Annotated in this window: 15 protein-coding genes; all 15 read left to right on the forward strand. The window is 72.8% G+C overall.

Annotated features, from left to right (window positions below; all coding sequences use genetic code 11):
• The 15 genes from asnB to H0H10_RS26450 are packed head-to-tail and all read left to right on the forward strand — an operon-like array spanning position 1 to position 19,104.
• Positions 1-1,935 carry an asparagine synthase (glutamine-hydrolyzing) gene (gene asnB / locus H0H10_RS26380; protein WP_188183613.1) on the forward strand — a complete coding sequence of 645 codons (1,935 nt, stop codon included), beginning with the start codon at positions 1-3 and terminating at the stop codon, positions 1,933-1,935.
• Positions 1,936-1,952: 17 nt separating this feature from the next.
• Entirely contained in the window at positions 1,953-4,133 is a 2,181-nt protein-coding gene (locus H0H10_RS26385) for a bi-domain-containing oxidoreductase (protein ID WP_188183614.1), read from the forward strand.
• Positions 4,130-6,088 (forward strand): heparinase II/III family protein, encoded by a 1,959-nt coding sequence (locus H0H10_RS26390; protein WP_188183615.1) that lies wholly within the window; start codon positions 4,130-4,132, stop codon positions 6,086-6,088. The genes H0H10_RS26385 and H0H10_RS26390 overlap by 4 nt, the downstream gene beginning before the upstream one ends.
• Positions 6,089-6,102: 14 nt before the next feature.
• Positions 6,103-7,635, forward strand: coding sequence for a right-handed parallel beta-helix repeat-containing protein (locus H0H10_RS26395; protein WP_188183616.1), 1,533 nt, complete (start codon positions 6,103-6,105; stop codon positions 7,633-7,635).
• 1 nt (position 7,636) lies between these two features.
• Positions 7,637-8,863 carry an O-antigen ligase domain-containing protein gene (locus H0H10_RS26400; protein ID WP_188183617.1) on the forward strand — a complete coding sequence of 409 codons (1,227 nt, stop codon included), beginning with the start codon at positions 7,637-7,639 and terminating at the stop codon, positions 8,861-8,863.
• A gap of 7 nt (positions 8,864-8,870) precedes the next feature.
• Positions 8,871-10,082, forward strand: coding sequence for a glycosyltransferase (locus tag H0H10_RS26405; protein ID WP_188183618.1), 1,212 nt, complete (start codon positions 8,871-8,873; stop codon positions 10,080-10,082).
• On the forward strand, positions 10,079-11,329 hold the full coding sequence (locus H0H10_RS26410; protein WP_188183619.1) for a class I SAM-dependent methyltransferase: 1,251 nt from the start codon (positions 10,079-10,081) through the stop codon (positions 11,327-11,329). Before H0H10_RS26405 ends, H0H10_RS26410 begins: the two co-directional genes overlap by 4 nt.
• The gene (locus H0H10_RS26415) at positions 11,326-12,120 is read left to right on the forward strand and encodes a glycosyltransferase family protein (protein ID WP_188183620.1); all 795 of its coding nucleotides are present in this window, start codon (positions 11,326-11,328) and stop codon (positions 12,118-12,120) included. The genes H0H10_RS26410 and H0H10_RS26415 overlap by 4 nt, the downstream gene beginning before the upstream one ends.
• Positions 12,117-12,764 carry a PIG-L deacetylase family protein gene (locus tag H0H10_RS26420; protein ID WP_188183621.1) on the forward strand — a complete coding sequence of 216 codons (648 nt, stop codon included), beginning with the start codon at positions 12,117-12,119 and terminating at the stop codon, positions 12,762-12,764. The genes H0H10_RS26415 and H0H10_RS26420 overlap by 4 nt, the downstream gene beginning before the upstream one ends.
• A 3-nt stretch (positions 12,765-12,767) precedes the next feature.
• On the forward strand, positions 12,768-13,793 hold the full coding sequence (locus H0H10_RS26425) for an NAD-dependent epimerase/dehydratase family protein (protein ID WP_188183622.1): 1,026 nt from the start codon (positions 12,768-12,770) through the stop codon (positions 13,791-13,793).
• Positions 13,781-15,064, forward strand: coding sequence for a DUF4910 domain-containing protein (locus H0H10_RS26430; protein ID WP_188183623.1), 1,284 nt, complete (start codon positions 13,781-13,783; stop codon positions 15,062-15,064). Before H0H10_RS26425 ends, H0H10_RS26430 begins: the two co-directional genes overlap by 13 nt.
• Entirely contained in the window at positions 15,061-16,359 is a 1,299-nt protein-coding gene (locus tag H0H10_RS26435) for an MATE family efflux transporter (RefSeq protein WP_188183624.1), read from the forward strand. The genes H0H10_RS26430 and H0H10_RS26435 overlap by 4 nt, the downstream gene beginning before the upstream one ends.
• Positions 16,356-17,321: a glycosyltransferase family 2 protein gene (locus H0H10_RS26440; RefSeq protein WP_188183625.1), complete on the forward strand. Its 966-nt coding sequence runs from the start codon at positions 16,356-16,358 to the stop codon at positions 17,319-17,321. The genes H0H10_RS26435 and H0H10_RS26440 overlap by 4 nt, the downstream gene beginning before the upstream one ends.
• Positions 17,318-18,556, forward strand: coding sequence for a polysaccharide pyruvyl transferase family protein (locus H0H10_RS26445; RefSeq protein WP_188183626.1), 1,239 nt, complete (start codon positions 17,318-17,320; stop codon positions 18,554-18,556). Before H0H10_RS26440 ends, H0H10_RS26445 begins: the two co-directional genes overlap by 4 nt.
• The gene (locus H0H10_RS26450; RefSeq protein WP_188183627.1) at positions 18,553-19,104 is read left to right on the forward strand and encodes a dTDP-4-dehydrorhamnose 3,5-epimerase family protein; all 552 of its coding nucleotides are present in this window, start codon (positions 18,553-18,555) and stop codon (positions 19,102-19,104) included. The genes H0H10_RS26445 and H0H10_RS26450 overlap by 4 nt, the downstream gene beginning before the upstream one ends.
• Positions 19,105-19,109 lie beyond the last annotated feature (5 nt).

Consider the following 19,109-nt stretch of genomic DNA (forward strand, 5'->3'; position numbering starts at 1 on the left):
ATGTGTGGCATCGCAGGCACTTACCGGTGGCCGGACGGGAAGGTCGTGACCGACCGGCTCACCGACACCCTCGCCCACCGGGGTCCGGACGGGGCGGGCCGGTACAGTCATCCGGCCGGTGACGGGGACGTGCACCTCGGGCACCGCCGGCTGGCCATCATCGACCTGTCCGAGACCGGCGCCCAGCCGATGGTCTCGGGCGGCCTCGCCCTGACGTACAACGGCGAGCTGTACAACGCGCCCGAGCTGCGTGCCGAGCTGACCGCCGCCGGCGTGCGCTTCCGCGGTACCTCCGACACCGAGGTGCTGCTGGAGGCCTGGCGGCGCTGGGGCACGGACTGCCTGCCCCGCCTGCGCGGCATGTTCGCGTTCGGGATCTTCGACGAGCGGACCGGTGACCTGGTGCTCGCCCGCGACCAGCTCGGCATCAAGCCGCTGTTCCTGCTCCGGCGCGGCGAGGGCCTGGTGTTCGCCTCCGAGCTCAAGGCGCTCGCCGCCGCGACCGGCGGGTCGCTGGAGGTGGACCACGCGGCGCTGGTGGCCTCGCTGCTGTACTACTGGGTGCCGGACTCGCGGTGCGCGATCCGCGAAGCGGAGAAGCTGCCGCCGGGGAGCTGGCTGAGGTGCCGGCCCGACGGCCGGGTGGAGCGCGGCCGGTACTGGCACCTGAAGGACGTCGCCGCCGAGGGCCGAGAGCGGGCCCGGGCCGGCGAGCGGCCGGACCTGGCCGCCGTCGTCGAGGAGTCGACCCGGCGCCACCTGCTCTCCGACGTCCCCGTGGCGACCTTCCTCTCCGGCGGCCTCGACTCCAGCTACCTGACCGCGGTGGCGGCCCGCCACCGGCCGGGGATCTCCGCCTACACGATCGGATTCCGCGCCGAGGACGCCAGGTTCGAGGCGATGCCCGACGACCTGCGCTACGCCCGGCAGGTGGCCGCGCGGTTCGGCGTCGACCTGCACGAGATCGAGATCGCCCCGGACGTGCTCGACCTGCTGCCGCGCATGACGTACCACCTGGACGAGCCGATCGGCGACCCGGCCGCGATCAACACGTTCCTGATCTGCTCGGCCGCCCGGGAGGCCGGGGTCAAGGTGATGCTCTCGGGGATGGGCGCCGACGAGCTGTTCGCCGGGTACCGCAAGCACCTGGCCAACCTGCTCGCGCTGCGCTACCAGCGCGTCCCGCGCCCCCTGCGCCGCGGGGTGTCCGGGGCCGTGGACCGGCTGCCGGTCGCCACGTCCCGCCGGGGGTACCGGTCGGTGCGCTTCGCGAAGCGGTTCCTCTCCTTCGCGGAGCTGCCGGAGGAGACCGCGTTCCGGCGCAGTTACACCATGTACGACCGGGACGAGCTGCTGGCCCTCATCGATCCGGACCTGGCCGGAACGGTCGACGACGTGCTGACCGAGCACGCGGACGTCTACCGGGACAACGACCTCGACGACTTCGTCAACCGCATGTGCCTGGCCGACGCCCGGCTGTTCCTGCCGGGCCTGAACCTCACGTACACGGACCGGTCCAGCATGGCCGCGTCGACCGAGGTGCGCGTGCCGTACGTGGACGTCGAGGTGGTCGAGGCGGCGTTCGCCGTGCCCGGCGAACGCAAGATCGCCGGGCGGCAGGGCAAGGCCGTCCTCAAGGAGGCGGCCGCCTCGGTCCTGCCCCGGGAGATCGTGTACCGGCCCAAGGGCCTGTTCAGCGCCCCGCTGCGCGCCTGGATGAGCCGGGACCTGGCACCGCTGGTGCGCGAGGTGGTGCACGACGGCGAGCTGGTCCGTTCCGGGTTCCTGCGCCGCGACGCGCTGGCCCGCATGGTCGCCGAGGACGCCGCCGGGCAGCGGGACTTCTCCAAGCATCTGTGGCATGTGCTGACCCTCGAGTACTGGTATCGCGACGCGGCCTCTGGGTCCGGCCAGAGCACTCGGTTGACGGCTTAGGAATCAGAGGAGTTCGGGTGAAGCAGGTCGTACAGAACTACAAGAGCGGCGAGCTGGCGGTGCTCGACGTGCCGGTGCCGGGGTGCAAGCCGGGCGGTGTGCTGGTGCGCAGCGCCTACTCGCTGATCTCCACCGGGACCGAGCTGATGAAGGTGTCCGAGGCCGGCATGTCGATGCTGGGCAAGGCCCGCTCCCGCCCGGACCAGGTGGCCAAGGTCATGCAGAGCGTGGCCACCAACGGGGTGCCCGCCACCTACCGCAAGGTGATGGGCAAGCTGGACTCCTACACGCCGCTGGGGTACTCGCTGTGCGGGGTGGTCGAGCAGGTCGGCGCCGGGATCGACGATGTGAAGGCCGGCGACCTGGTGGCCTGCGCCGGCAATGAGCACGCGTTGCACGCCGAGCTGAACTGGGTGCCGAAGAACCTCTACACCCCGGTGCCGGACGGGCTCGCGCCGCGGCACGCGGCCTTCGGCACCGTCGGGTCGATCGCGTTGCAGGGCGTCCGCCGAGGTGAGCCGCAGCTCGGCGACGTGGCGCTGGTCATCGGCCTCGGGCTGATCGGCCAGCTGGTGGTGCAACTCCTCGCCGCCTCGGGAGTCCGCGTCGTCGGCGCCGACCCCGACCCGGCGCGCTGCGAGCTGGCGGAGCGCTTGGGGGCCGCGGCCTGCGGCGATCCCGCGTCCGCGGCCGTGGAGACGGCCGTCGCCGAACTCACCGGCGGCCTGGGCGTGGACCAGGTGTACCTGGCCGCCGGCGGCGGCAGCAACCAGCCCGTCGAGCTGGCCGCCGAGCTGAGCCGGGACCGCGGCCGGGTCGTCGACATCGGCAAGTGCCGCCTGGACCTGCCGTGGAACGCGTACTACGAGAAGGAGCTCGACGTCCGGTTCTCCCGCAGTTACGGCCCCGGGCGCTACGACCCGGAGTACGAGCTGGAGGGCCGGGACTATCCGATCGGCTACGTGCGCTGGACCGAGCGCCGCAACCTGGCGTGCTTCCTCGACCTCGCCGCCCGCGGCAGCGTCGACGTGGAGCCCCTGATCTCCCACGTCGCCGACTTCGACGACGCCGTCGAGACGTACCGGAGCCTGAAGGACGGCGACCTGAAGGCCGTGGCGGTGCTGTTCCGGTACCCCGGACAGGCGGGGGAAGCGCAGGAGGCGGCGGCCCCGGCGGTGACCGTGCCCGCGGTGAACGTGCAGCGCAGTCCGGCCCGGGCCGCCAGGACGCCGGTGCGCCTCGCGTTCGTCGGCGCGGGCAACTACGCGACCTCGATGCTGCTGCCGCACCTGGCACGGCGCGACGGAGTCGAGTTGTCGACCGTCGTCACCACGACGGCGCTGTCCGGGGCCAACGCGCAGCGGAAGTTCGGCTTCGCCCGGGCGACCACCGACCTCGACGCCGTACTCGGCGACAAGTCCGTCGACGCGGTGTTCGTGGTCACCCGGCACAGCTCGCACGCCGAACTGACCCGGAAGGCGCTGCTGGCCGGCAAGACCGTGTTCGTGGAGAAGCCGCTGGCCCTCACCGAAGACGAACTGGCCGGGGTGCTCGCGGCGGTGGAGGAGTCCGGCAACGACCGGCTGCAGGTGGGCTTCAACCGCCGGTTCGCGCCGCTGCTGCGGGAGGCCAGGCAGCGGTTCGGCGCCCGGACCGGTCCGGCGAGCCTGCGCTACCTGGTCAACGCGGGCCGCCTCGACCACGGCAGCTGGTACCTCCGGCAGGGCACCGAGGGCTCGCGGTTCACCGGCGAGGGCGGACACTTCATCGACACGGCGAGCTGGCTGCTCGGGGCCGACCCCGTCTCGGTGTACGCCATCGCCCCGTCCGGCAACGAGGACCTGCAAGTCGTGCTGCGCTACCCCGACGGGTCCACCGCCACCATCAGCTACGTGACCACCGGCCCGTCAGGCTTCCCCAAGGAGACGCTGGACCTGGTCGCGGACGGCAAGGCGCTGCGGCTCGACGACTTCGTCCGCGCGTCGGTGTACGGCCGCAAGCGGTGGGTCAGCTCCCGGCTGCCCAAGGCCCGGGACAAGGGCCAGAACGCCGAACTGGCCGCGTTCGTCAAGGCCGTGCGGACCGGCGGGCCGATGCCGGTGCCGCTTCAGTCGCTGGTCGCCACCACGGCGGCCACCCTCGCCGTACAGACCGGCCTGGCGGCCGGTGCCCCGGTGACGTTGGCGGGGGCGCGATGACCATGAGCGCGGGCTGGTACCTGCGGCGGCTGTCCCGGATGGGACCGCAGGAGGTCGCGGGCCGGGTGGGCGACGCGGTGCGCAGGAGGCTGTGGCGGTCGGCACGGCCCGACTGCCCGAGCGTGACCGGCGCCGGGTTCACCGCGGTCCTGCCCGCCGGGACGACCGCCGCGGTACCCCCGGACGCCGCGAAGCGTCTCGTCGCCGAGGCGGACCGGCTGATGTACGGGCACGCCGAGTTCTTCGGGGTGGTCCGCGACGACCTGGCCGATCCGGACTGGTGGTACGACCCGAAGACCGGACGCCGGGCCCCGTGGGGCTACGCCTTCGACGTGCCGTACCGGGACGAGGACGCGGTCGGGGACATCAAGCAGATCTGGGAGCCGTCCCGGCATCAGTACCTCACCCAGCTCGCCGCCGCCTACGCGATCACCGGGAACGAGCGGTACGCCGAGCGCGTCGCCGATCACCTGCGGTCGTGGTGGGCGGCCAACCCGCCGCTGCGCGGCGTGCACTGGATCAGCGGCATCGAGCTGGGCATCCGGCTGCTGTCCTGGGTGTGGATCCGCCGGCTGCTCGACGGCTGGCCGGGCGCGGCCGGGCTGTTCGAGGGCAATCCGGTGGCGGTGCGGCAGATCTGGCACCACCAGCGCTGGCTGGCCGCCTTCCCCAGCCGGGGGTCGTCGGCGAACAACCACGTCATCGCCGAGGCCGCCGGGCAGCTGGCCGCGGCCTGCGCGTTCGACTGGTTCCCCTCGTCGGCGCGCTGGCGAGCCGACGCGCTGCGGTCGCTGGAGCGGCATCTGCGCAGCAACACCTTCGCCTCCGGCCTCAACCGCGAGCTGGCCACCGAGTATCACGGACTGGTGCTGGAACTCGGCCTGGCCGCGGTGGCCGAGGCGGATGCCGCGGGCGTGCCGGTCCCCGCGACGGTCCGGCTGGTGCTGCTGCGGATGACCGACGCGCTCGCGGCCGTCGTGGACAGCCGGTTACGGCCGCCGCGCCAGGGGGACGCGGACGACGGGCACGGTCTGGTCGTGGACGGCGCGGGCACCGACCGCTGGGCCTCGCTGCTGGCCACCGGGGAAGCCGTGTTCGGACGGCTCCCCTGGTGGCCGGCGGTGACCGGCACCGATGTGCGCACCCCGCTGCTGGCCGCGCTCATCCGGCCGTACGCCGGGACCGGAACCGCACCGGCCGTGAAACGCCCCGCGAGCCGGCCGGCCCGCTTCGCCGACGCGGGGCTCACCATCCTGCGCGGTCCGGGCGAGATCTGGTGCCGCTGCGACGGTGGTCCACACGGCTTCCTGTCGATCGCCGCGCACGCCCACGCGGACGCACTGTCCGTGGAGGTCCGGCACGACGGGGTCGACGTGCTCGCCGACCCGGGGACGTACTGCTACCACGGGCAGCCCGAGTGGCGGCGGTACTTCCGGTCGACCCTCGGCCACAACACCCTTCAGCTGGACGGCGAGGACCAGTCCCTCTCCGGCGGCCCGTTCCTGTGGACCCGGCATGCCAGGAGCCGTGTCCTGGCCGTGGACACCTCCGACGAGGGCGTGGCGCGCTGGTCTGCCGAGCACGACGGCTACCAGCCCTCCGTGCACCGCCGCCGGGTGGAACTGACGGCCGCGAGCGGGGAGTTGAGGATCGTCGACGAGGTGCGCGGCCCGCGCCGGGCCGTGCGGCTGGCGTTCCACCTCGGCCCGGCGATCGCCGCGGACCTGACGGACGGCCGGGCGGCGCTCACCTGGACCCGGGACGGCGAGGACCGCTCCGCGGTGCTCGACCTGCCCGGCCGGCTGTCCTGGCGGGCGCATCGTGGCGAGACCGACCCGCCGCTGGGCTGGTACTCCGCCGGGTTCGGACGCAAGGAACCCAGCACCACGCTGGTCGGCACCGGCTTCACCGACGGCGCGGAGGGCTTCACCACCGTGCTCAGGTTCCACGGCTAGGGGGGAGGGGAAGCGTGGGGACGAAGTGGCGGCACCGGGCGTTGCCGGCGGCACCGCTGGTGCTGGCGCTGCTGGCGGCGGCCGGCTGTACGGGCACGCCGGACGCCAAGCCGGGGCCGACCGCTTCGCCGTCCGCGTCCGGGGCCCGGTCCGTGGCCCAGGTGTGCGCCAAGCCCACGGCCGGGCCCGCGAAGGCGCCGGCGGGCGCGGTGCCGGTCGACCCCGGGGTGGTCGGTGACCTGGCCGCGAAGACCAGGAGCAACCCGCCGAACACCACGTTCTGGCTCCGGCCGGGCAAGCACCGGCTGGAGCCGGACCGCTACGCCCAGGTGATGCCCAAGGAGGGGAACCGCTACCTCGGCGCGCCGGGCGCGGTGCTCGACGGACGCGAGACCAACCAGTACGCGTTCAGCGGCACTGCCCGCAACGTCACCATCCGCCACCTGACCGTGCAGCGTTTCGTCGCACCGCACGACGAGGGCGTGGTCAACCATGACATGGCCGACGGGTGGGTGATCGAGCACACGAAGATCCAGTACAACTCCGGCGCCGGGCTGATGGCAGGCGCCCGCCAGCAGGTCCGCGCCAGCTGCCTGCGCGGCAACGGACAGTACGGGATGAACGCGTACAAGACCGGCAACTCCATCCGTGACCTGGTGGTCGAGGGCAACGAGATCGTGGGCAACAACACCGGCGACTGGGAGCGGCGCAGGCCGGGCTGCGGCTGCACCGGGGGCATCAAGTTCTGGGCCGTCGACGGCGCCGACATACGCGGCAACTGGGTGCACGACAACCGCGGTACCGGGTTGTGGGCGGACACCAACAACAACGACTTCCGCATCGAGGACAACCTGATCGAGGCCAATGACGGTGCCGCGCTGATCTACGAGATCAGCTACAACGCGGTCATCCGGAACAACACGATCCGGCGGAACAACTGGGTCGAGGGCCGCAGGTCCGCCGAACGCGGCGACGACTTCCCGTTCGCGACCGTCTATCTGTCCGAGGCCGGCGGCGAACCACGGGTCCGCGCCCGCACGGACAGGATCGAGGTCTACCGGAACGTGCTGGAGAACAACTGGAACGGGATCACCCTGTGGGAGAACGCCGACCGGTTCTGCAACAGCCCGGCCAACACCTCGTCCGGTGACTGCACGTTGCTGGTGAAGGACAAGGACCGCTGCGCGAGGCCGGGGATCGCCACCGCACCGCTCTACGCCGACTGCCGGTGGAAGACCCAGCGGGTGGACATCCACGACAACCGCTTCGTGCTGGACAAGTCCGTCGTCACGTGCACGGTCAAGTGCGACCGCATGGCGGTGCTCGCCAACTACGGCACCTACCCGCACTGGTCGCCGTACAAGGGCGGGCGGGTGGCCGAGGCGATCACGCTGGAGCAGCACAACCGCTGGCACGACAACGTCTACCGCGGGCCGTGGAAGTTCGTCGTCCGGGACCCGAGCCGGGTGCTCGAACCCGGGCAGTGGCAGGGCACGCCGTACCGGCAGGACGCGGGCAGCACCTTCCAGGCACGGGACGGTGGTTGAGGTGGGCGGCGAGCACACACCGAAGGCCGTCGGGATCGTCTGGGGACTGCTGGGCCTCAACACGCTCGGCTCCACCGGGGCGAAGACCATCGTCGCGCTGCCCCGCTCCCTCATCCAGATGGTCACCATGGGAGCGCTGGCCGCCGCGTTCGCCCTGGCGCTCGCGCTCAATCCCCGGCTGCGCATCCGGGCCAGCGCGTTCGTGTTCCTGCTCACCCTGCTGCTGGTGCCGAGCGTGATCTCCAGCGCGGACCTGGAGTCCGGGTTCGGCGCGCTGTTCCGCTGCGCACGGTTCGCCCTCTTCGTCGGCACGCTGTGGCTGCTCACCCGCTGGTGGGACGGCAGTGTGACGTTCGTCCGGTACCACATCCGGATGTACTTCGCGGTTCTCGTGTCGGTGGCCGCCGGCCTGGCCATCTCACCGGGCGCGGCCATGCCCGAGCTCTACGGCGGACGCCTCGTCGGCGCGTTGTGGCCGCTCACCCCGCCGCAGATCGGACAGTACACCGCGGTGATCATCGGGCTCACCGTCCTGCTCCTCCTCGGCCGCCGGACCGACGGGGTCAGTGCGGCGGTGGTCGTCGTGCCGTCACTCGTCCTGCTCGCCCTCACCCATACCCGGACGGCCACGGTGGGCCTGCTCGTCGGGCTGGCGCTCGCGATCGGCTCGCTCGTCCTGACCAGCGCCGCCGCCCGCCGGCTCTTCGCGTGGGCGGTGCTGGTCGCCACGGTGGCCGCCGTGGGGTTCGCCTCCGCGCTGCGGACGTGGTTCCTGCGCGGACAGAGCCAGGAGAACTTCACCAGCCTCACCGGACGGGCCAAGGTCTGGGACGCCCTGCTGGCGGCCCCCCGGACCACTGCGGAGCAACTGTTCGGCACGGGCCTGGGCGACAAGTCGTTCGGGGGGCTGCCGATCGACAACAGCTGGCTGGCCGTCTACAACGAGCAGGGTCTGACCGGCGCCGCCGTCGTGGCGGCGGTCATCCTCGTGCTGGGCGGCGTCGCGCTGCTGCGGCCGCCGTCGCTGCCGAGGGCCTGCGCGATCTTCTTGATCAGCTACGTCGCGATCTCCTCCTACACCGAGGCCGGCCTCGGCGACGCCTCGCCGTATCTGCTGCACCTGGCCCTGGCCGCCTCGCTGCTTGCGGCACCGGCCGCGGACACACCCCTCCCGGCGCCCGCGGTCCCCCGACGGCGTGTCCCGCGCTGGGCCCGGAACGAGAGGTGAGCTGACCATGCACGTCCTCGTGGTGCACAACCGCTACTCCTCGGCGCAGCCGAGCGGGGAGAACAGGGTCGTCGATGAGGAGGTGGGGCTGCTGCGCGCGGCCGGCCACCGGGTCGACGTGTTCGAGCGGCGCAGCGACGACATCGCCGGGCGGTCCCTCGTGGCCAAGGCCGCGGTGCCGCTGCTGGTGCCGTGGAACCCGGCGGTCCGCGCGGAACTGGCCGCCCGGCTCCGCGCCGAGCGGCCGGACGTGGTCCACGTCCACAACGTCTTCCCGCTCCTGTCGCCCGCGGTCCTCGCCGCCTGCGCCGACGCCGGCGTGCCCGCCGTCGCCACACTGCACAACTACGCCCAGATCTGCCCGCCCGGCACGCTGCAACGGGACGGCCGGCTGTGCACCGACTGCGTCGGGTCGGCGGCACCGCTGCCCGCCGTCCGGCACGGCTGCTACCGCGGCTCCCGCCTCGCGACGGTGCCGCTCGCGGTCAGCCTGTCGGTCAACCGGCGGCGCTGGTGGTCCGGCGTGGAGCGGTTCTTCTGCATCTCCGCGGCGCAGCGCGATGTCCTGGTGCGGTCGGGCATGCCGCCCGAGCGGCTGACGGTCAAGCACAACTTCGTGCCCGACCCGGGCGCCCGCCGCGCGGGCGCCGGCGAGCAGCTGCTCTTTCTCGGCCGGCTCGCGGAGGCCAAGGGTGTGCGGTTGCTGATGGCCGCATGGGACGAGATCACCGCGGCCGGCGGTGTGGGCGTGCCGCTCGTGCTCGCCGGCGCGGGGCCGCTGGAGCGGGAGGTGACCGCCTGGGCGGCGGGCCGGGACGACGTGCGGTACGTCGGCCTGCTCGATCCCGCTCAGTGCCGGGAGGCCGTCGCGCGGTCGGTCGCCGTGGTGGCTCCCTCGATGGCCCTGGAGACCTTCGGCCTGGTGGTCGCGGAGGCGATGGCGGCGGGGGTCCCGGCCGTCGCCGCCGGTCACGGCGCCTTCGTCGAACTCGTCGAGGACCGAGTGACCGGGCTGCTGCACCGGCCGGGCGAGACCGCCTCGCTCGCGTCCTGCATGCGCCGGATCGCGACCGAGCCGGCCCTCAACCTGCGGATGGGGCTGGCGGCCCGGCGCCGTTACGAACAGGCCTTCAGCCCGGCCGTCGGGCTGGAGCGCCTGCTGGAGGAGTACCGCACCGCGATCGCGGGTCGGACGGAACGAATGGGGGGCAGGAGATGACACGATGCCGACTCTGCGGCTCGGCGGCGCTGGCGAGCGTCGTCGATCTGGGGGCGACCCCGCCGTGTGAGAGCTTTCTCGCCGCGGACCAACTGGATCTGCCGGAGCCGGCGTACCCGCTGCACCTGCGGGTCTGCACCGACTGCTGGCTGGCGCAGATCCCGCCGCTGATCACGCCGGAGGAGACGTTCAAGGAGTACGCGTACTTCTCCTCGTACTCGGCCTCGTGGGTGGAGCACGCGCGCACCTTCGTCGACGACGCCGTACAGCGGATGGGTCTCGGCCCCGATTCCTTCGTGGTGGAGGTCGCGAGCAACGACGGGTACCTGCTGAAGCACGTGGTGGACCGGGGGATCCGCTGCCTCGGCATCGAGCCGTCGGTGAACGTGGGCGCGGCGGCGCGGGATGCGGGCGTGCCGACGCTCACGGAGTTCCTGGACCCGGACACCGGCGCCGCCGTCCGCGAAGAGCACGGCCCGGCGGACCTGGTCGTGGCCAACAACGTGTACGCGCACATCCCCGACGTGGTCGGGTTCACACGGGGGCTGCGCGCCCTGGTCGCCGACGACGGCTGGGTCTCCATCGAGGTGCAGCACCTGCTGACCCTGATCGAGGAGAACCAGTACGACACGATCTACCACGAGCACTTCCAGTACTACACGGTCGCGTCCGCGACCCGGGCGCTCGCGAGCGGCGGACTCGCGCTCGTGGACGTCGAGCTGCTGCCCACGCACGGCGGCTCCATCCGGCTGTGGGCCCGGCCGGCCGAGGCGGCCGGCGAGCCGAGCCCGCGGGTGACCGACGTACTGGCCCGGGAGAAGGCCGCCGGGCTGCAGGAGCCGGCCGGGTACACCGAGTTCTCCGCCCGGGTGGCCAAGGTGCGCCGGGACCTGCTGCGGTTCCTCATCGATGCGGCCGAGCGCGGCGAGACGGTCGTCGGCTACGGCGCCCCGGGCAAGGGCAACACCCTGCTCAACCACTGCGGCATCCGGCCCGACCTGCTCCCGTACACGGTCGACCGCAACCCCTACAAGCACGGCAGGTTCACCCCGGGCACCCGCATACCGATCCTGCCGCCCGAACGGATAGCCGCCGACAAGCCGGACTACGTCCTCGTCCTCCCGTGGAACCTGCGGGCCGAGCTGGTCGAGCAGCTGTCCTTCGTGCACGACTGGGGCGGTCGGCTGGTCTTTCCCATCCCGGAACTGAGCATCGTCGAGGTCGCGTCTCGAAAGGGCACAGCATGAAGGTCGTTCTGTTCTGCGGCGGTTACGGGATGCGGATGCGCAACGGAGCCGCCGACGACGTGCCCAAACCGATGGCGATGGTCGGGCCCCGGCCGCTGATCTGGCACGTCATGCGCTACTACGCGCACTTCGGGCACACGGAGTTCATCCTCTGTCTCGGCTACGGGGCTCACCACATCAAGGACTTCTTCCTCAACTACGAGGAGACGACGTCCAACGACTTCGTGCTGCGCAGGGGGCGGACCGAGCTGCTGTCCACCGACATCGCCGACTGGACGATCACGTTCGCGCAGACCGGCATCGACTCGCCGATCGGTGAGCGGCTGCGCCGGGTGCGGCACCACCTGGAGGGGGACGAGATGTTCCTCGCCAACTACGCCGACGTGCTCACCGACGCCCCGCTGCCGGAGATGATCGACCGGTTCGCCCGGCGCGACGCCGGGGCGTCGATGATGGTGGTGCCGCCGCAGTCGTCGTTCCACTGTGTGGAGCTGGGCGAGGACGGCCTGGTGGGCGGCATCACCCCGGTGAGCGAACTGCCGCTGTGGGAGAACGGCGGCTACTTCGTGCTCCGTCAGGAGGTCTTCGACCACATACCGGAGAACGGGGACCTCGTCGCCGACGGATGCGCCCAGCTGGCCAAGCGGGGGCGTCTCGTGGCGCACCAGCACCGCGGCTTCTGGAAGCCGACCGACACCGTGAAGGAGCGGGCCGCGCTCGACACCGCCTACGCCCGCGGCGACCGCCCGTGGGCCGTGTGGGAGCGGGACGGCGCGGAGGTGAGCGCGTGATCCGGCTCGGGGCGGGGCGCCCGGAGAGGATCGCCGCGGTGGGCGCGCACTGCGACGACATCGCCATCGGCGCCGGCGGCACGCTGCTGACGCTGTGCCGGGCGCGGCCGGGTATCCGTGTCGACGCGCTGGTGCTCTCCGGCGGGGGCAGCGAGCGGGAGCAGGAGGAGCAGGCCGCGCTCGCCGCCTTCTGCCCGGGCGCCGACCTGCGGCTGACCGTGCACAAGCTGCCGGACGGCCGGCTTCCCGCGCACTGGGAGGAGGCCAAGTCCGCCGTCGAGGAGCTGCGTGAGCGGACCGACCCGGACCTGGTCCTCGCCCCGCGTACCGACGACGCGCACCAGGACCACCGCGGCCTGGCGCAGCTGATACCGACCGCGTTCCGCGACCACCTGGTACTCGGCTACGAGATCGTCAAGTGGGACGGCGATCTCGGCCGGCCGGCCGCCTACCAGCCGCTGTCGCCGGAGACCGCCGAGCAGAAGGTGCGGCTGCTGCAGGAGCACTACCCCTCGCAGCGGCACCGGCCCTGGTACGACCGGGAGGCCTTCCTCGGCCTGGCCCGGATCCGCGGCATCGAATGCCACGAGCGCTACGCAGAGGCGTTCGCCGTCACCAAACTCACTCTCAGTCTGGGGGATTGAACCTTGCGCGTACTGCTCACCGGACACCAGGGCTACCTGGGCACCGTCATGGCCCCGGTCCTCGCCGCCGCCGGGCACGAGGTCGTCGGCCTCGACGCCGGCCTGTTCGCCGACTGCGTGCTGGGTCCGGCGCCCGCCGACCCGCAGGGGCACCGGGTGGACCTGCGCGACGTCACGGCCGACCACGTGGCCGGGGTGGACGCCGTGATCCACCTGGCCGCCCTGTCCAACGACCCCCTGGGATCGCTGGCGCCGGAGCTCACCTACGACATCAACCACCACGCGTCCGTACGGCTTGCCCGGCTGGCTCGCGACGCCGGAGTGCGGCGCTTCCTGTACGCGTCGACCTGCTCGGTGTACGGCGCCGCGGGCGGCGACGACCTGGTCGCCGAGGACGCCCCGCTGCGCCCGGTGACGCCGTACGCGGAGTCCAAGGTGCGGGTGGAGGACGACCTGCACGCCCTGGCCGACGGCGACTTCAGCCCGGTGTACATGCGCAACGCCACCGCCTTCGGCTACTCGCCCCGGCTGCGCGCCGACATCGTGCTGAACAACCTGGTGGGTCACGCGCTGCTGTCCGGCGAGGTCCTCGTGCTCTCCGACGGCACGCCCTGGCGCCCGCTGGTGCACGCCGCCGACATCGCCCGGGCCTTCACGGCCGCGCTGACCGCGCCGCGCGAAGCGGTGCACGACCGGGCCTTCAACATCGGCAGCGAGATCAACAACGTCACCGTCGCCGAGATCGCCGGGCAGGTCGCCGAGGCGGTGTCCGGTTCGAAGGTGGTGATCACCGGGGAGACCGGTGCCGATCCGCGGTCGTACCGGGTGGACTTCTCCCGGTTCCGCGCCGCCGTACCCGGCTTCGACTGCGAGTGGACGGTGAAGCGGGGCGCGCTCGAACTCGCCGACGCCTACCGGGAACACGGGCTGACCCGGGAGGACTTCGAACAGCGCTTCACCCGGCTCGCCGTGCTGCGCACGGCGTCCGAGTCCGGCGCCGTCGACGACACCCTGCGGTGGCGCCCGTGACCGAGTCCGGCGAGGAGATGTACGCGCTGGTGGAGCGGATGTACCCGCTGTGCCGGAGCATCACCGGCGACGGTGTGCGCGCCACCTTGGACATCGTCGGGGAGTACATCCCGCTCCTCAGGCACGAGGTGCCGACCGGCACGCAGGTGCTCGACTGGACCGTGCCGCAGGAGTGGAACATCCGCGACGCGTACATCGCCGACACCGCCGGGAACCGGGTCGTCGACTTCGCCGCGTCCAGCCTGCACGTGCTCGGCTACAGCGTGCCGGTGGCCGCGACCATGCCGCTGGCCGAGCTGCGGGAACATCTGCACACCCTGCCGGAGCACCCGAGCTGGGTGCCGTACCGCACCAGTTACTACAAGCCGGACTGGGGGTTCTGCCTGGCCCAGGAGACCCTGGACGCGATGCCCGACGGCGACTACGAGGTGCGCATCGACTCCACCCTCGCCGACGGCCACCTCACCTACGCCGAGCACGTGGTCCCCGGGCAGGTGCCCGACGAGGTGATCGTCTCCTGCCACGTCTGCCACCCGTCGCTGGCCAACGACAACCTGGCCGGCATCGCGGTGGCGACGTTCCTGGCCCGGGCGCTGGCGGAGCGGACGCCGTACCACACCTACCGGTTCGTCTTCGCGCCCGGCACCATCGGGGCGATCACGTGGCTCGCCCGTAACGCGGAGCGGGTGGACCGGGTCAAGCACGGCCTCGTGCTGGCCTGCGCCGGCGACCCGGGCAGCCTGACGTACAAGCAGAGCAGGCGCGGCGACGCCGGGATCGACCGCGTGATGCGGCACGTGCTGACCGCCTCCGAACGCCCGCACCGCATCGCCGAGTTCACGCCGTACGGCTACGACGAGCGGCAGTACTGCTCGCCCGGGTTCGACCTCGGCGTGGGCTCGCTCACCCGGACCCCGTACGCGGGCTATCCCGAGTACCACACCTCGGCGGACGACCTGGACTTCGTTTCCCCGGAGGCGATGGCCGACACGCTCGCCGTCTGCCGCGAGGCGTTCTCCGTCCTCGACCGCAACCGGCAGTACGTCAACCTCAGCCCTTACGGCGAACCGCAGTTGGGCCGGCGCGGGTTGTACGACGCGCTCGGCGGGCGCAGCGACACCAAGCAGGCCCAGATGGCCATGCTCTGGGTGCTCAGCCTCTCCGACGGCGAGCACAGTCTGCTGGACGTCGCCGAGCGGTCCGGGCTGTCGTTCGACACCGTCGCCGCCGCGGCCGACGCCCTGCACGACGCCGGACTGATCAAGGCATGACACCCGTGACCACCGAGGGGGAGACGACGAAGCCGAGGGCGGCGACCGCCAGGCGGGCCCTCGTCGGGCGGCTGTCCTGGGGGCTGGCCGACCAGGCGGCCTCCAGCATGTCCAACTTCGCGGTGGGCATCTACGTGGCCCGCTCGCTGGGGGTGACCGCCTTCGGCGTGTTCAGCCTCGCCTGGGTGACCTACGGTGTGGTGCTCAACGTCTCCCGGGGCCTTGCCACCGACCCGCTGGTGGTGCGCTTCAGCGGAGTGCCGGACGCGTCCTGGCGCGGGGCGGTGGCCCGGTCGTCGGGTACCGCGCTCGGCGTCGGCGCCGCCCTCGGCGCGGCGTGTCTGGTGGTCGGCCTCGGCGTCGGCGGCCGTGTGGGGCCCGCCTTCGCCTGCCTCGGCGTCGTCCTGCCCGGGCTGCTGCTGCAGGACGCGTGGCGGTTCGCGTTCTTCGCCGCCGGCGCCGGGCGGAAGGCGTTCGTCAACGACCTCGTGTGGGGCATCGCGCTCGTCCCGGCCATGGTGGTGGCGGCCCGCGTGGGCAGCGTGTCCGCCTTCGTGCTCGCCTGGGGCGGGTCCGCCGCGGTGGCCGCCGTGTACGGCTGCCTCCAGTCCGGGATCCGGCCCCGGTCGACCGGTGCGCGCGAGTGGCTTCGCGCGCACCGCGACCTCGGCTACCGGTACCTGGTCGAGAACGTCAGCAACAGCGGCGCGGGCCAGCTGCGGGCGTACGGCCTCGGCGCGATCGTCGGGGTCGGCGCGGTGGGCGTGATCCGGGGTGCCGAGCTGCTGCTCGGCCCGTTCCTCGCTCTGCTGATGGGCCTGTCGCTGGTCACCGTCGCGGAGGCGGCGCGGGTGCTGCGGCGGGCCCCGCACCGCCTCGGCACGTTCTGCCTCCTGCTGGGCGGCGGGCAGGCCGTCGCCGCGCTGCTCTGGGGCGGGGCCCTGCTGCTGGTGCCCGGCCGGCTCGGCGAACTCGTGCTCGGCGGCGTGTGGAGCTCCGCCTCGGAGCTCATCGTCCCGGTGACGCTCGGCGTCGCGGGCGCGGGACTCGGCACCGGCGCGGCGGCCGGGCTGCGCGCGCTCGGCGCGGCCCGGCTCAGCCTGCGCAGCCAGCTGATCGCCTCCGCCTGTTACCTCGTCGGCGGGCTCGGCGGGGCGGCCGTGGCCGGCACGGCCGGCTCGGCGTGGGGCGTCGCCGCCGCGACCGTCTGCAGCTCGGCCGTGTGGTGGCTGCAGCTGCGTTCCGCCCTGCGCGAGCACAACCAGAACACCATCCGCGAAGTGAGGACGTCATGACCGCCCATCCCCGGCTGAGCATCGGCCTGCCCGTGTACAACGGCGAGGAATACCTCGCCGAGGCCCTCGACGCCCTGCTCGGTCAGACCTACGAGGACTTCGAACTGGTCGTCTCCGACAACGCCTCGACGGACGGGACCCAGGAGATCTGCCGGAAGTACGCCGCGCAGGACTCCCGCATCCGGTACATCCGCCTGCCCCGGAACATCGGCGCCGCGCCGAACCACAACTACGTGTTCACCGAGTGCCGCGGCGAGCTGTTCAAGTGGGCCTCGCACGACGACCTGTACGCCCGGGACCTGCTGCGGCGTTGCGTGGAGGCGCTGGACGAGCGGCCCGACGTGATCCTCGCGCACGCCGACCAGGCGGTCATCGACGGCGACGGCAGGGTGAAGGTGCCGTACGAATACACCCTCGCCACCGCCTCGCCGAGCGCGCCGGAGCGTTTCCGCAGCATGCTGTTCGAGCCGGGCGGCGACGACTTCTACGGGGTGATGCGGGCCGACGTGCTGCGCCGGGTGAAGCCGCACGACAGCTACCACCACGCGGACCGCACGTTCGTCGCCGAGATCGGCCTGCACGGGCCCTTCCACCAGGTGCCCGAGCTGCTGTACTTCCGCCGCGACCACCCCACCCGCGCCGAGCGGGCCAACCCGTCCAAGCGCTCCCGGTGCGTCAATCTCGACCCGCGCCGGGCCGGGCTGCTGCACCCGACTCCCCGGCTGCTCGCCGAGTACGTCGGGGGCTTCGTCTCGGCGATCCGGCGGGCGCCGTTGTCCTCGGCCGACCGGCGCGCGTGCTACCGCCACCTGGCCGCGTGGATGGCCAGCCGGGCCCGGCCGGGCGCCGGCGAGCGGGTCGAGGACCGCACCCCGGTCGACCCGGCCAGGCTCACCGTCTCCGTCGACGCCCTCGTCGCCGGCCGTGAAGGCCGTGACGGTCTCGCAGGGGGGCAGGCGTGACGTCCGCGGACGGAACCCCGGTGCGCGTCGGGGTGTTCGGCCTGCTCGGCTCCGGCAACCTCGGCAACGACGGGTCGCTCGAAGCCGTGCTCGGGTACCTCCGCGCCGAGCACCCGGAGGCGGCCGTGGACGCGCTGTGCGGCGGCCCCGAGGTCGTCGCCGCCAGGTACGGGATCCCGGCGACGCGGCTGCACTGGTACCGCGGGGAGTACCGGACCGCGTCGCGGGTGGGCGCGATCGCGGCGAAAGGGCTGGGAAAGTTCGTCGACGCCGTCCGCACCGCGGCCTGGGTGCGCCGGCACGACGTGGTGATCGTGCCCGGCATGGGCGTCCTGGAGGCCACGCTGCCGCTGCGGCCGTGGGGCTTTCCGTACGCGCTGTTCCTGCTGTGCGCGAGCGGCCGGCTGGTCGGCACCCGGGTCGCGCTGGTCGGCGTCGGCGCCGCCCCGATCGGCAACCGGCCGACCCGGGCCCTGGTGCGCTGGTCGGCGCGGCTGGCCGCGTACCGGTCCTACCGCGACGAGCAGTCCCGTGAGGCGATGCGGGCGATGGGCGTGGACACCGCCCGCGACGAGGTCTACCCGGACCTCGCCTTCGCCCTGCCGACGCCGCGGGTGAGCGCGTCTGCGGGTCCGCCGGGCCCGGTCTGCGTCGGCGTCATGGACTTCCACGGCGGCAATGACGACCGCGCCCGGGCCGAGGAGATCCACCGGCGCTACCTCGACGGGACGACCCGGTTCGTCCGCGCGCTCGTCGAGGAGGGCAGGCCGGTCCGGCTGCTCACCGGCGACGCGTGCGACGCGCCGGTGGTCGCCGCGATCCTCGACGCGGTGGACTCGCCGCTGGTCACCGCCGCCGAAGCAACCTCGCTGGCCGACCTGATGAAGGAGACGGCGGCCGCCGACGCCGTGGTGGCGACCCGCTACCACAACCTCGTCTGCGCGCTGAAGGCCGGCACACCGACGCTCGCGCTCAGCTACGCGGCGAAGAGCGACGCGCTCATGGACCGCATGGGCCTTGCCGCGTACTGCCACCCGGCCCGCGAGGTCGACTCCGGCCGGCTGCTCGAACAGTTCCGGGCGCTGGAGAAGCGCTCGGCGGAGCTGCGGCGGACCCTCGCCGAGCGGAACCTGACCGTCACCCGGCAGCTCCGGCACCAGTTCGCCGCCTTGACCGCGGCCCTGTTCCCGGCGGCCGACCACCCCCACGCCCACGCCCTGCGGGAGGCACCGTGAAAGCGACCGAAGTCCCACAGATCGCGGGCGCGTACCTCTTCGCGCCGACGCCGTACGCCGACGAGCGCGGCTTCTTCTGCCGCACCTTCGACGCCGACGTGGTCCGCGCGGTGGGCCTCGACCCGGACGCCTTCGTCCAGGACAGTGTGTCCCGCTCGGTCCGGGGCGTGCTGCGCGGCCTGCACCTGCGCTCCGGCGCCGGCGAGGCCAAGCTGGTGCGGTGCTCGTACGGGAGGATCTTCGACGTCGTCGTGGACCTGCGCCCGGACTCGCCGACCTACCGCAACCGGGCCTTCTTCGAGCTGTCCGGCGAGACGCAGGTGACCGTGTACATCCCGGCGGGGTGCGCGCACGGCTTCCAGGCACTGACCGGGACCGCCGACACCTCGTACCGGATCGACCGCCCGCACGATCCGGCCGAGGACGTGACGATCGCCTTCGACGACCCGGAGCTCGCCATTCCCTGGCCGCTGCCGGTCACATCGATGTCCCAGCGGGACCGGGAGGCGCCGAGCCTCGCCGAGGTCCTGAAGCACATGGAGAGATGAGGTCC

The sequence above is a fragment of the Streptomyces griseicoloratus genome (genome assembly GCF_014534645.1).
GTDB classification, from domain to species: Bacteria; Actinomycetota; Actinomycetes; order Streptomycetales; family Streptomycetaceae; genus Streptomyces; species Streptomyces griseicoloratus.